Here is a 12,374-nt window from a genome sequence, read left to right on the forward strand (position 1 = left end):
TAAAATTTCGCTGAATGTTTGAAAATTTATCAACTCAGATTTCAATGTGTAAATGAAAATCTAAAAATTATTGAAAAAAGAGAAAAAAGAAAAAACAAATCATGACAAAATAAAATAAATTCCGAAGGGAAATATATGATTTCCATCGAGCAAGGAATTGTAAAAAATCAAACATCAAGTTCATGGAGATTGACTCAGACAAATGCTCAATCTACCAGAGAAACAAAAGAAACAAAAAAAGAAAAACGTGTTGAAGACAAAGAAAATCATAAACCAAAAGAATCGAATTTTTTAGAAATCTTAGAGGAATTTATCCCATCAAAAAAAGAGCCGGAATTGCATCAACTTTGGGTAAGGCTTCCTGAAGTTGAAAGTGAATTAATCAAAAATCCCACAGAAGATATATTAGAAGAATACAAAAACTTAGTAAGACAGATTGCAAAACTCCAGATTGAAAAGAATGTCAAAATCCAGACCCTCAAACGAAAAAATTCCGCTGGTAAAGAGTTTCTTCTTTCTTATGTGAAAATCATCGATGAAAAACTTCACAAAATGACGTTAGCCATTCAATCCAAAAGAAATACAGCGTTTGAAATTCTCAGAAACCTACGTGAAATTCGAGGATTGTTAATTGATATGCGAAGTTAAAGTAAAGTTTTTTCAATTTAGCCAAAACCCACTCTTTTGTTTTTATAAAAAGCATATGATTGAAATCAAAAAGTGATGTTTAAGGTGTTTTAATTTTTGTTGTGGTTGAGTAAGTTGGTTTTTTTATTAATTTTGGCTTTAAAAATTATTGTTTTAGTATATAGAATTCTTTTTCTGGTAGTCGTAGAATACGAGTGTATTCTTTTGAAGGTTTTTTGTTTTCTGGGTAATCGGTAGAGTAATGAAGTCCGCGGCTTTCTTTTCGGTGTAAAGCAGAAAGAGTGATGATTTTAGCAACTATTGTGATGTTTCTTAGTTCTAATATTTTGTTTTGAATTACTGTTCTTCTGTAGAAGTCCATGACTTCGTCGTAAAGAAGTTCAAGTCTTCGCAGAGCTCGTTGTAGTCGAAGGTTGGATCGAACTATTCCAACATAGTTCCACATAATGGTTTTGATTTCTTGGAGATTATGTTGAACTAAAATCCATTCTTCTGGGTTATTTAGTCCATCTTTGTTCCAAGGCTTGATCTTTTTATTTTGTTTCATTATTGGGTTTAGTTTTAAGTATTGATAAATCCGATAACCGAACACTAAGCCTTCTAATAAACTGTTAGAAGCCAAACGATTTCCTCCATGAACTCCCGTATGAGCCACCTCTCCTACTGCAAAGAGACCTTTTAGTTTAGTTCTTCCCCAGAGATCTACTTCTACACCACCACACATATAGTGGGCAGCTGGCACAACAGGAATCCATTGTTTTGTAATATCAATCCCCCTTTCCAAGCATGTTTGATAAATGGTTGGGAACTTTTCTTTGGTTTCCTCTGGATTTTTGTGGGTTATGTCTAAATATACATGTGGGGATCCGGTTTTTTTCATTTCCGCGTCGATAGCTCTTGCTACAACATCTCTGGGAGCGAGTTCTAATCTTTCATCATATCGATGCATGAAAGGTTCGCCATCAATGTTGAGAAGTTTTGCTCCATAACCACGCAGAGCTTCCGTTATCAAAAATGGTGGTTGATTGGGACTATATAATGAAGTGGGATGAAATTGATAGAATTCCATGTTGGTAATGGTGGCACCAGCTTTATAAGCCAATGCTACTCCATCACCTGTTGCTACATCAGGATTTGTGTTATGAAGGTATACTTGTCCTGCACCTCCAGTTGCTAAAATAGTGGCTTTTGCATAAATGGGAAAAATGTCCCACGTCTTTCTTGAATAAACATAAGCTCCATAGCATACAGATTCTTTGAGGATAGGGTCTCCTTTTTCTTCTACATGGTATTGTGTGATTAATTCCACAGCTACGTGATGTTCTAAGATTAAGACATTTTTCTTTTTTGATATGACGTTCATCAATACATGTACAACCTCTTTTCCCGTCAAGTCCTTGGAATGAACGATGCGATCATGACTATGTCCTGCTTCCCGATTTAGATGTAATTTGCCGTCCGGGGTTCTATCAAAATTGGCTCCCAACTCCAATAATTTATAAATATGAGTAGGTCCTTCTTTTACCAATATTTCTACGGCTTTAGGATCGCATAAACCAGCTCCGGCTTTTAAGGTATCTTCGATATGGCTCTGGTAAGAATCATGCTCGCTAAGAACACTCGCAATCCCACCTTGTGCGTAGGAGGTATTGGATTCAGATATTGTAGCTTTCGTTATGAGGATAACATCTCCTAATTCAGAAAGATAATAAGTGGTATAAAGTCCAGAAATACCACTTCCAATAACTAAAAAATCACATGAAAGCACCTCCATTAACCATCAAGGATTGGGGTAGAGTTTCATGACTTTAATGTAAGGTAAAGCTCGTATCAACATGGCATCAGGTTTGATTGCATCATGTTGATGTTGTTTTAGGAATTCTTCGGCTTTAATGGTCCACGGTTTGGCTATGGTTTGGAGTTTTTTTACCCACTCTTCTCGGTTGGGGTCAGGTTGACGTTTTTCCAATTGAGGTAGGTGTTGCCACATGTCTTCTTCACGGAACTTTGGAGGAAAGGAATTATCGAATTCATCCGAAATCAAAATATCAGGTTCCACTCCATAAACTTGAATGGTGTATCCATTGGGAGCATAGTATCGAGCAGTGGTGATTTTGATCAAAACATCATTCATCCGCCGAATTCCTTGGACTGTTGCTTTTCCAAACGTTCTTTCTCCTACGATTAGAGCTGCATTATGATCCATCAATGCAGAAGCAAAGATCTCACTGGCAGAAGCAGAACTCGCATTTACTAAAACCACCACAGGAATTTTTTTATTATTAACGACAAGAGGGGTTTGTGAACTATATCGTTTTTCAGTTTGATTATTCTTCCCACGAATTTCTACAACAACGGATCTTTCTGGCAAAAACAATCCCGCAACCTTGATGGCTTCGTCCAAATCACCACCGGGATTGTTTCTTAAATCGATAATTAATCCTTCCAACTTCCCTTCGGATTTTTCCATCAGATTATAGAATTCTTTTCGAATCATTTCGGACTGAGGCACTTTATCAAAAAGAAAAGAAGTGATTTTGATGATTCCAATCTTCATTTTGATGAAATCATAATAAATAGTCTCAGGAAGATAAATAGAACTTACGGCTTTTTGTTCAATCACACCCCGTTTGATTCTTAGAACATAGGTTTTCATTTCTGTGGGTCTTTCAATCTCAAGCTCTACTATGGTATCTTTGGGACCACGTATTCGCTTGACAACTTCATTTAGTGGCAAATTACTGATGGATTCACCATTGACTTTTCGTATGATATCTCCAGCTCTTAGTCCTGCATTTAGAGCTGGTGAACCCGGAAGAGGAGTCTCTACCACCACATCAGATATACCACCACCACGAAGAAGAGCTCCAATTCCTTCAAAAGAAGAATCTTCTGATTCTTTTCTCATTCTTTCCCAACTTTTCAAATCAATCAGTCCACTATGGGGATCAAAAGATGCTAAGAAACCATTTGCTGCTGTAAAATAGACGATATTCATCCCAAAATTCGGATGTTTTTCGTTATTTTTTGTTTTGGCGGTTTTTGGGGGTTGGGAATACTTCTCTAAATTATTTTCAATGAATTGAATAACTTTTAAGAAATCTTCCCGATTAAAAGAAGTTTTATCCCAATAGGAATCTAAAATTTGTTGTTCTTTTCTGATTTCTTCTTGAGTTTTTTTATTGAGCTCTAATCTTTGCTTTGGGTCTAGTTTTCTTAGTTCTTCTTCTCTGGCTTTGTTTTTTGCTTCTAATAGTTCATAGTTCGGTTCAATGATGACGTAGCTATCCTCAGGTTGTATTTTGATGATATTTCCTTCAACAATACGTTCGGGTTTTATGAGGTTTTGAACGTTTTTGTAGAATTCCTCTGGATAAATTGCTAATCCGTAAGGAAGAGATTTCAAAGCAAATTCTGCTGCATTTATGTAAGCTCTTTTTGAATCAATAAGTTTAGGATCATAATAATGATTTAGGGCATAGTTGATGATTTCATCGAATTCTCTTCTTCCAAAATTTGATGGGATTTCACGAGTTTCTGCTTGATTGCATCCACAGAAAGTGAAGTATAGGCTAAAACCAATCAAAACTACAAAAATAGATTTTGCAAATTTCATATCACACCTTTACGTGAAAAATCTTATTCTTATAGACAAAAAAAAAATCTTTGTCATTGAATTTTCAACAAAAAAATAGCGATCTATATTTTGGATGAGTTCTTTAAAAACAATAGAAGAATTTTTCTATCATTCTTTTCTAAAGCAAAAGGTGATCATTTTGACAGAATATAAATTGCTCAAAGAGCTGATAGAGTTAAAAAATGAAATACCCTATTTAGGGTTTTATATCCAGCCTATTTCTAAGAACGAAAACATGATTGTTATCACAAAGATAATCTAAAGGTTCAATATTCAAACTCAATTTCTACTTCTTCTGAAGAAAGCTTTCTTATCTTTAAATTCTCATTATAATATTTTCCTACTGAATGTATTAAAGCAATCATTAAGTCTATCAATCCTCTTTTGGATTTGTATTTCATTTTGAGGGTTCTTTTGTCTTTCCAGTGGTATTCAAATCGTGGGGGATTTGCATCTGGTATTGTCTTGGTGGTTTCGTAATGAACTTCATCCATCTTTAGCAGAAATTCTTTGGCATTCTTACATTCATCATAGTAGTGCGAAAAAACTCTTGGTGCGTATTGAAGTGTCCAGTAGTCTGAGAATAGTTCAAAAATTTGCCGGTTTGTGAGGTTGAAGGTTTTGCCAATGGCATCAATAATACAAAAAACTAAAGTATCAGGAACATCTTCGGTTGCGAGAAAAAATGTATCTTTTCTTAGGTTGCACATCTCTAAGAGTTTCTGCCATTGTTCTTTCCCAAAATTTTTTGTAATCAGTTCTTCTATTGCTTCAACAATTATGCCTTTCATTGTTAACATAGATTCTTTATTTCACTTGATTCGTAAAGTCTTTTTTTTCTTGATAGGCTTAATAGGTTTGATACGTTTTTATTGATTTTGAGTGTATGTGTGATTGTTTATCTTTATGGAAATTATGAAGATCATTTCTGAGATATACCAGTCAGGGAGGTATTTGGATTCTGCGGTTTTCACCGAAGAAGAACTGAATTTTTATGAAAAGAAACTCGGAACTCTTTTCCCTAAAGACTATCGGGTTTTGCTTCTTTCTGTGGATCCCGACATCCCTGATTTTTTCTTCACCATTCCAGAACGGCATCCTAGTCTAAAAAATTATATCTTGATTGCCAAATACAAAGAATATGACATCGCTTTTGATCGAAAACATAACATGAAGGTGGTATACCTCTTGGAGGATCAAAAAGTCGAAATTTACGAGAACTTCTTGATATGGTTTGAGCAGTTTTGGGAAAAAGCGAAAAAATGACTCAGAATTCCATCGTTCGATAACGGATTTGGATTTTTTCTATGTTTTGATTACCCACTAAAACAATCGCATTTTCTTTTTCATGATAGAAAAAATAAGTCTGATTGGGATCGAATTCTCTTTCATCTAAATATAAATAACGAATTTTAGTGGTAAAGCTTTGAACTTCTATCGTGCTTTGGATGGGAAGGCGAGAAAGCTTGAATTTTGAATGATGTCCCAAGGTTTGATAAGCAATCGTTTTGAACAAAAATTGATAATCAGAATTACAAATCGAAAATGTAAGACCTTTCGTGAGCCTCGAGAGTAATTTATAATCAATTGCGAGTTCGTTTTTTTCTTTCTTGTCGTATTTGAAGTGTAGTTTGGTTTTTCCTAAGTTTCCTATGCAATCAGTTATGTTCCCATAATGATCCATAGGAAGAATCCCAAAAACAGGAATGGCTTTTTTTAAAAAAAGGTTGTCCCTTTCGGAGAATTTTTTTTGGGTGATTTTTGAGTAATAGTCCCCTTCATCACTCAAACAAACGAAGGCAATGTTTTTGTTTGTTTTTTCTGATATGAATGTCTCAGCACATAACAAACATGACTCGTAAAAAAACTTTTGAGTATCTTCTACTTGATGTGACTTTTCTTTGTTGGAATTTTCTGTTTTTGGTAGCTCTTGGTATTGACAACCATACATAGTGATGAGTCCAAAGCGAAGGGATGAGAAAAACGCTGAATGTGTTTTCGCAAAATACTGCCATTGTTCTTCGAAAAAAAGAAATTTCTCCTTCATGCTATAAGAGTTATCAGCGATGAAAAGGATTTCGCTGTGTTCTTGTAGATTTTCGAATTCATCTTCAATCAAAATCCTAAGGGCATTTTTCGGGATAATGTTTGTTGAAGCAAAAACTTGATCTAACCAAAAATAGCTTTTTTTGTAGGTTTCTTTTGGAAATATCCCCAAAATCAAAAAACTATGATTTTGTTCGTTATTTAGGATTTTCCATTTTAAATGATAGATGAGTTCTTTTTCTTCGCTGAAATTAGAAAATTCATTCTCGTAAGGTAGCTTGAGAAGTCGTAAAACTTCTTTTAAAAGATGAGATGGTGCTTTAGGATTATCCAATACCAATTCCAGAACTACATCATAGACTTCATAGAAGTAATTCATGACTTCATAGCATTCTTGAGCATAATTTTCCAAACATCCGACAAATTTGGTGTTGGGGCGAAGGATGTATTCATCCCAATGGTATAAATCAATGCCACCTTTTACAAGGAAGGGTAAGGTTTCTAATAAAGATATCCAGTTTTGGATTTTTTCGTTATTGATTTTTTCTTTGGATTGTAGCGCAACTCCCACGAAATTTCGCTCTTGTGAATGCAAAAAAAAGATACCCCTGGAGTAAGTCTTAATTTTTTCTGATGGGAAGATAAAAATATAATCTTGAGGGAAATATTCTTTGTGAAAAGAAAAAATAAATAATAAGAAAATCCATAAAAAAATTTTTTTCATCAATTGAAAGCAAAATCAAACCTATTCGACTAGCAAGAAAAAAGTTCCCTGGTAAAATATTGAAAAATTACCAGGGAAAACGTGAGGCTATTGAATAACGGAGGCGTAAAAGTAAATAGTAAAAGGATAGCATTTATCGAAAAATGACGAAAATTTTGAAATTTTTTAAAGGATTTTGAAAATTTTTTTAGGAAAAAGTAGAAAAAAATTTTAATCTAAATATATAACGCTTTTGATGATTTTGGAAATATCTAAGGCAATTTTCGAAGAAGGGATTTCATCACTATTCCACAAGAAAAGGATGTATTTGTGATCCTTTCCTATTATATTTGCAAACCAAAAGCGGTCTTTATGCATGTATTCAATCGTTGATGCTTGGATGGAATTCGATAGTTCGTAATTGACAATTCTATGTTCGGCGCCATAGATATTTTGTGCTTTAAGATATCTTAACAATTCCCTTTTGGTATCAACTCCTTCCGGATCATGATAACGAAATGCAACCACAATCAGAGCTCCTGAACCTTGGGGATGAAACAAACTGGGAATGTTTTCAATGATTTTTAACTCCCAATCGTCAGGATAATAAAACAAATAAAACGTCCCTCGGAAAGATTTCATAAAACCTGAATTGCGCTAAATCCCATTTATAGAAAAGAATTTTTTTATAATGATAAAATTAATGTTAAAAAATCATAGACAGAATAAAAATTAACATAAAATTGACGTTATGAAAACATTAAAACCGCTCAATTTTTTAATTCTTTTGGTCTTCATCATCACGTCTTTTTGCAAAGAAAAAGAAAAAGAAGCATCAAGTCATGCTCACCATCACCATCATCATCATAGTGGAGTTGTAGAAGAAATCAAAGATTTTATTTTATGTGATGTCCACAAAGAAATTTGTCATTTCACTATTCAAGATGAAAAAAAACAAACCTTCATAGAAGGTAAACTCAATTTAAGTCCCAAACCTGTATATACAATGAAAGAAATACAGTTCCAATTAGAGTTCACAAAATCAAACATTCATCAACCAGAGATTCTTTTAGATTTGACCATGCCAGCTATGTACATGGGAGAAAACAAAGTAATCATGAAAAAAGTATCAGATAACCTTTTTGAAGGAAAAGGGATTTTTCCTGAATGCACGTCAGACGATCGAAGATGGAACATCAAAATCCTAATGAAAACCCCCGAAAAAGAATATGTAAAGAACATTCAATTTGATATTTTGCAATAAAGTTCATGACGTCGTTTTATCTTATTGCTTTGAGCACGGGTTTTTTTGGAGGGTTTGCCCATTGTGTTTCCATGTGCGGTCCTGTTGTTTCTTCAGTAATCTTAGGAAAATCCCCCTATCTTTCTTTTTGGCAAAATACGCTGATTCAAATTCTATATCATTTTGGTAGGATTTTTACTTATAGTTTGATTGGATTAGTCATGGGATTTACAGGCTCTTTTGTGAATACGATGGGATCGTTGATGGGAATAAAGAATGCCGTTCTAATTTTGGTAAGCATCTTCATGATTTTCAAAGGGCTTGAGCATTTGCATTGGCTTCCATCAAGCAAATTGTATCTTTTTCTTCAAAAGTTGGAAACACTTGGGTATCATTTTTCTGGCTGGGTTCGTAATCTAAAAGAGAGTTCATCAATCTGGAGTTATTTTCTTATTGGAATGGTGTTAGGACTTTTACCCTGTGGTTTGTCTTATACTGCCTTTATCACATCATCGGGGTTGGGGGATCCTATGAAGGGCTTTCTCTTTATGTTTTTGTTTGGATTGGCAAACATACCTTCGCTGTGGGTGGTGGTGAGTTTTTCTTCTGTTTTGTTCATGAAATTCAGAAATATAATGAATATCCTCACAGGGATTATGTTTTTATTATTTGGTGGTTATTACCTTTACAGCTCTTTGAGTAAAATTTTTCAGTAAAAAAGTTGAATCTTTTACTCATAGGTTCTGCTGTCTTAGAAGAAATCGAAGACCTTTTATTTCTGCATCAAAAAACATTTTTGCTTACCAACAAAAAATACAAAATTCTGATTCAGCCATTTGGGATTGGGAAGTTGAATTCGATGTTTTCTTTGATTTCTCTTTTAAATCAAGAAGGACGTTTTTTCTATGAGGATATCGAAGTTCTGTTCTTAGGCTCCTGTGGTAGTTATGAAAGGCATTATCCTGAGTTTGTCGTAGCAAACCAGTTTGTGAATCTTGATTATGCTATTTTGCACAAAAAAGCTAAGTTTTTTTCTGAAGTATCTGGGTTGATACAAACAAAGCGAGGTGAAGTTGCAAAAGAAATCATACTTCTTTATCCCCTCTTTGAAGAAGCTTTGATCAATACAACGGACTCAGTTACTCTCACAGAGGTTCCTCTTGATCGTTTTTGGAAGTTTTTGCCCCAGAGTCATGCAAGTATTTACGAAAACTTAGAAGCTTATGGATTGGCAAAGGTTTGTTTTGAGCAAGCTATTCCTTTTACATCATTTTTAGCTGTAACGAACTACGTTCATGAGGGAGGTTCTCGACAATGGGCATTGAACTATCAAAATATGTCCAAAAAGTTAAATGATTTTATAAAAAAATTCTTTATAAAGATTTTAGAAACGCCTCTTTGAAGTTCGATAAACACAAAAAGAAGTCGGGGTTAGCGAATGAGTGGAAATCATGATCAAAAAGAAGTGTATTATAGAATCCAACTTACAGTAGCGGTTTACAAAGACAAAAAATTAGCATATAAGAAAGAAGTGATAGTTCCAACATGGTATACAAGAAGATCCGAAGCACGAGAGCATATCCGAAAAGAAATTGAGCGAAGACTGAAAGAAACCGATTTTTTTATTTCTCCCCGTGTAGATTATGATTTAGTTCGTTATACCCAAGAAGGAAGTGTAAATACCTACATTCGATACCGGATTATCGAAGAAGAAGGTGACATCCTAAAGCTTCAAGAACAAATATCAATTGACAAATCCATTTCATAGAAAAGAAAAAAATATGTGAGTTTTTTAAGTGGAAAATCCTATGTAAGTGATGAAGAAGTCCTTATCTATTTAATCAAAAAGATAATCGAAAGCAATAATCTCAATCCCAATGATTATATAAAGAAAATTAATGATTTCTTTCGAAAGGAAAACATTACAAATTTAGAGGCTTTTCTTCAAAAAAGCAAAAATATTGCGAATCTTCTACGAATCAACGAGAAATCATTGAATGAATATATACAAAAAAATTACTTCAAAACCGTTCAAAATCTAAAAAAAGAAAAAGAAATTCTACGCAATGCCATTTTCAATGAACAAACATCATTGATTAGCATTATCGTTCAATATATCTTCTTGCATGATTTTTCGAAAGGAAAATTTATAGAAGATAAATCCGACTATGTCTTAAAGTTGCCTGGAAGGACGATTTATTCTAAGATAATTCAATCACAACTCAATAAAAGTGAAGAAAGTAAAATCCAAACACCATCTCAATCAGAACGATTAACAACAAAAGTTGATCCAAAAGAACTTTCCGTAATACAAGAAATTTTAGAGAAGTTTCAATTTAACTATATATCCTTGGATCTAGCTCAAAAACTCCAAACTGCAGTTGAAAATCCTCAAGATACCTTTAATCTCAATGCAAACAGACAAACCTTGCAGCAAGAACCTCAAAAAGAAAAAGAAGAAGAAGAATCTATCATACTTGAGATCTTGCGTCTTTTCCCCATGAAAGTAGAACTTCGGCTCCAGGAAATCATAAAGAATCAAAACGGAGAGTCAAATGTTTCTATTGAAAATCAGAATGGGGGTTCTTCCCAGAACAAACGAGAAGAACAAATTCCCTTTACGATATCCGATTTTGTTGAGGTTCGAAAGAAAATTTTGTATTTTAAAAATCATCAAAAGATACAAGAATATCAAGATTTTGTTGCTGGGGCTGATTCTATTGTAAAAAGTGTGATTGGGATTTTGAATATCCTTCCTTTGGAGAGTCAGCCTGATTTTTCTTTGAAGAAGAATTTAGAAAAATTATCCATCAAAACAAAGCTTTCTGTGGAGTCTTTAGAAGAACTCTATTTTCGAATCAAAAAATACAACCAATTGCTAAGTTATCTAAAACAAGTTCAAGAATACCTCAAGCAAAAGAATGAAAAATACTACACATACTTTCGGCAAGTCTACGAACCTTTTTTGGATTTTTTGTCTGTTTATGATCCAACCAATGAACTCAATTCAAATGAGTCAATACAAAGAAATTTAAAATTATTATTGATTTTTATTCAAGATGAAAATGATAGGCAAAAATTTGAGGACTACTTAAAACAAATTATACAGAGAGTTATTGTATATTTGTAAAACTTAGAATAGAATTTAGCTTCAATTGGCTTGACATCCTAATCAGATAAAAAATATAGGTCTTTCTAAAACTAAGCCCTCTTAGCTCAGCAGGTAGAGCACTTCCATGGTAAGGAAGGGGTCACCAGTTCGAGTCTGGTAGAGGGCAAAAAAGGCCGGTAGTTCAATGGTAGAATTGGGGCCTCCAAAGCCTCAGGCGCGAGTTCGATTCTCGCCCGGCCTGCTGTAGAGGGATCACTATGTGGGATTTTTTAAAAGGCGTAAGAGAAGAGTTAAAACATGTGATTTGGCCAACCCGAGACGAAGTGGTAAAATCAACATGGGTCATATTAATCACAGTAATTTTGATTTCTCTATTTTTGTATTTCACAGATTTTGTTTTTGAAAAAATTTTTGATTTTTTAGTTAGCTTGGGGTCATAGTAATTTATGAAGCAATGGTATGTGATTTCAACTCAAGCAGGACATGAGAAAAAAGCCAAAGAAAATTTAGAGCGATATGTTGAAAATAAAGGAATCAAGGATAAATTAGGGCAAATCATTGTGCCAGTAGTCAAGGTTCCTCAAATGCGAAAAGGGAAAAAAGTCATCATAGAAAAAAAAATCATGCCAGGATACATCATTGCAGAGTTGGAACTTGATGAAGAATTGAAAACCGAAATCCGAAAGGTTCCTTCGATTCGAGGGTTTTTAGGTGGTTCAGATCCAAAACCTCTATCAAAAGATGAAGTTAGAAACATTTTGAACCTTCAATTATCAGAAAAAGAAGCGGAAACACCACTTCCTCCACCAGTTCTTCTGAATAAAGGAGAAAAAGTTAAGATTGTAGATGGACCTTACAACAATTTCTCTGGGATTATAGAAGATATATTGAAGGATCAAGGCAAGTTGAAAATCAAGATCGAAATCTTCGGACAAACAACCACAATCGAAGTTGATTATTCTCAAGTGATTACAATTTAGAATTA

Annotated in this window: 15 protein-coding genes and 2 tRNA genes; 12 read left to right on the plus strand and 5 right to left on the minus strand. The window is 33.9% G+C overall.

The window, feature by feature from the left end:
- Nucleotides 1-135 precede the first annotated feature (135 nt).
- Nucleotides 136-648 (plus strand): DUF327 family protein, encoded by a 513-nt coding sequence (locus tag NZ853_03015; protein MCS7204646.1) that lies wholly within the window; start codon nucleotides 136-138, stop codon nucleotides 646-648.
- Nucleotides 649-793: 145 nt separating this feature from the next.
- Here NZ853_03015 and nadB read toward each other — a convergent pair whose 3' ends face one another.
- Nucleotides 794-2,422, minus strand: coding sequence for an L-aspartate oxidase (gene nadB / locus NZ853_03020; GenBank protein ID MCS7204647.1), 1,629 nt, complete (start codon nucleotides 2,420-2,422; stop codon nucleotides 794-796).
- A gap of 6 nt (nucleotides 2,423-2,428) precedes the next feature.
- Complete coding sequence (locus tag NZ853_03025) at nucleotides 2,429-4,264, minus strand: S41 family peptidase (protein MCS7204648.1); 1,836 nt, start codon at nucleotides 4,262-4,264, stop codon at nucleotides 2,429-2,431.
- A gap of 94 nt (nucleotides 4,265-4,358) precedes the next feature.
- Between NZ853_03025 and NZ853_03030 the strand changes: the two genes are divergently transcribed.
- A complete protein-coding gene (locus NZ853_03030; GenBank protein MCS7204649.1) occupies nucleotides 4,359-4,547 on the plus strand; it encodes a hypothetical protein in 189 nt (62 codons plus the stop codon).
- 4 nt (nucleotides 4,548-4,551) lie between these two features.
- On the opposite strand, the gene NZ853_03035 is transcribed toward NZ853_03030, so the two are convergent.
- Nucleotides 4,552-5,076: a heme NO-binding domain-containing protein gene (locus NZ853_03035; GenBank protein ID MCS7204650.1), complete on the minus strand. Its 525-nt coding sequence runs from the start codon at nucleotides 5,074-5,076 to the stop codon at nucleotides 4,552-4,554.
- 124 nt (nucleotides 5,077-5,200) lie between these two features.
- On the opposite strand from NZ853_03035, the gene NZ853_03040 reads away from it, so the two are divergent.
- Nucleotides 5,201-5,551, plus strand: a complete 351-nt coding sequence (locus NZ853_03040; protein MCS7204651.1) for a hypothetical protein — start codon at nucleotides 5,201-5,203, stop codon at nucleotides 5,549-5,551.
- 1 nt (nucleotide 5,552) lies between these two features.
- Here the strand turns inward: NZ853_03040 and NZ853_03045 are convergent, their stop codons facing one another.
- Both NZ853_03045 and NZ853_03050 read right to left on the minus strand, forming a co-directional pair.
- The gene (locus NZ853_03045; GenBank protein ID MCS7204652.1) at nucleotides 5,553-6,926 is read right to left on the minus strand and encodes a hypothetical protein; all 1,374 of its coding nucleotides are present in this window, start codon (nucleotides 6,924-6,926) and stop codon (nucleotides 5,553-5,555) included.
- A gap of 339 nt (nucleotides 6,927-7,265) precedes the next feature.
- Nucleotides 7,266-7,676 (minus strand): hypothetical protein, encoded by a 411-nt coding sequence (locus NZ853_03050; protein ID MCS7204653.1) that lies wholly within the window; start codon nucleotides 7,674-7,676, stop codon nucleotides 7,266-7,268.
- 109 nt (nucleotides 7,677-7,785) lie between these two features.
- On the opposite strand from NZ853_03050, the gene NZ853_03055 reads away from it, so the two are divergent.
- The 9 genes from NZ853_03055 (at nucleotide 7,786) to nusG (ending at nucleotide 12,369) form a co-directional block, all read left to right on the plus strand.
- On the plus strand, nucleotides 7,786-8,298 hold the full coding sequence (locus NZ853_03055; GenBank protein MCS7204654.1) for a hypothetical protein: 513 nt from the start codon (nucleotides 7,786-7,788) through the stop codon (nucleotides 8,296-8,298).
- 5 nt (nucleotides 8,299-8,303) lie between these two features.
- Nucleotides 8,304-8,993, plus strand: a complete 690-nt coding sequence (locus NZ853_03060; GenBank protein MCS7204655.1) for a sulfite exporter TauE/SafE family protein — start codon at nucleotides 8,304-8,306, stop codon at nucleotides 8,991-8,993.
- A 5-nt stretch (nucleotides 8,994-8,998) separates the two neighbouring features.
- Nucleotides 8,999-9,679, plus strand: coding sequence for a hypothetical protein (locus NZ853_03065; GenBank protein ID MCS7204656.1), 681 nt, complete (start codon nucleotides 8,999-9,001; stop codon nucleotides 9,677-9,679).
- A 36-nt stretch (nucleotides 9,680-9,715) separates the two neighbouring features.
- Complete coding sequence (locus tag NZ853_03070; protein MCS7204657.1) at nucleotides 9,716-10,045, plus strand: hypothetical protein; 330 nt, start codon at nucleotides 9,716-9,718, stop codon at nucleotides 10,043-10,045.
- Nucleotides 10,046-10,060: 15 nt separating this feature from the next.
- Nucleotides 10,061-11,407 carry a hypothetical protein gene (locus NZ853_03075; GenBank protein ID MCS7204658.1) on the plus strand — a complete coding sequence of 449 codons (1,347 nt, stop codon included), beginning with the start codon at nucleotides 10,061-10,063 and terminating at the stop codon, nucleotides 11,405-11,407.
- A gap of 75 nt (nucleotides 11,408-11,482) precedes the next feature.
- Nucleotides 11,483-11,555: transfer RNA gene (locus NZ853_03080), tRNA-Thr, on the plus strand.
- A 4-nt stretch (nucleotides 11,556-11,559) separates the two neighbouring features.
- Nucleotides 11,560-11,630: transfer RNA gene (locus NZ853_03085), tRNA-Trp, on the plus strand.
- A 16-nt stretch (nucleotides 11,631-11,646) separates the two neighbouring features.
- Nucleotides 11,647-11,829 (plus strand): preprotein translocase subunit SecE, encoded by a 183-nt coding sequence (gene secE / locus NZ853_03090; protein ID MCS7204659.1) that lies wholly within the window; start codon nucleotides 11,647-11,649, stop codon nucleotides 11,827-11,829.
- A 6-nt stretch (nucleotides 11,830-11,835) separates the two neighbouring features.
- On the plus strand, nucleotides 11,836-12,369 hold the full coding sequence (gene nusG, locus NZ853_03095; protein MCS7204660.1) for a transcription termination/antitermination protein NusG: 534 nt from the start codon (nucleotides 11,836-11,838) through the stop codon (nucleotides 12,367-12,369).
- Nucleotides 12,370-12,374: the final 5 nt, after the last annotated feature.

It is taken from the genome of Leptospiraceae bacterium (assembly GCA_025059995.1).
In the GTDB taxonomy this organism is placed as follows: Bacteria; Spirochaetota; Leptospiria; order Leptospirales; family Leptonemataceae; genus SKYB61.

What these genes read in the sequence shown, in the direction of transcription:
- NZ853_03025 (MCS7204648.1), bottom strand. Translation starts at nt 4,264, where the DNA reads ATGAAATTTGCAAAATCTATTTTTGTAGTTTTGATTGGTTTTAGCCTA.
- NZ853_03015 (MCS7204646.1), top strand. Translation starts at nt 136, where the DNA reads ATGATTTCCATCGAGCAAGGAATTGTAAAAAATCAAACATCAAGTTCA.
- NZ853_03070 (MCS7204657.1), top strand. Translation starts at nt 9,716, where the DNA reads ATGAGTGGAAATCATGATCAAAAAGAAGTGTATTATAGAATCCAACTT.
- NZ853_03055 (MCS7204654.1), top strand. Translation starts at nt 7,786, where the DNA reads ATGAAAACATTAAAACCGCTCAATTTTTTAATTCTTTTGGTCTTCATC.
- NZ853_03060 (MCS7204655.1), top strand. Translation starts at nt 8,304, where the DNA reads ATGACGTCGTTTTATCTTATTGCTTTGAGCACGGGTTTTTTTGGAGGG.
- NZ853_03040 (MCS7204651.1), top strand. Translation starts at nt 5,201, where the DNA reads ATGAAGATCATTTCTGAGATATACCAGTCAGGGAGGTATTTGGATTCT.
- NZ853_03050 (MCS7204653.1), bottom strand. Translation starts at nt 7,676, where the DNA reads ATGAAATCTTTCCGAGGGACGTTTTATTTGTTTTATTATCCTGACGAT.
- NZ853_03035 (MCS7204650.1), bottom strand. Translation starts at nt 5,076, where the DNA reads ATGAAAGGCATAATTGTTGAAGCAATAGAAGAACTGATTACAAAAAAT.
- nadB (MCS7204647.1), bottom strand. Translation starts at nt 2,422, where the DNA reads ATGGAGGTGCTTTCATGTGATTTTTTAGTTATTGGAAGTGGTATTTCT.
- nusG (MCS7204660.1), top strand. Translation starts at nt 11,836, where the DNA reads ATGAAGCAATGGTATGTGATTTCAACTCAAGCAGGACATGAGAAAAAA.
- NZ853_03030 (MCS7204649.1), top strand. Translation starts at nt 4,359, where the DNA reads ATGAGTTCTTTAAAAACAATAGAAGAATTTTTCTATCATTCTTTTCTA.
- secE (MCS7204659.1), top strand. Translation starts at nt 11,647, where the DNA reads ATGTGGGATTTTTTAAAAGGCGTAAGAGAAGAGTTAAAACATGTGATT.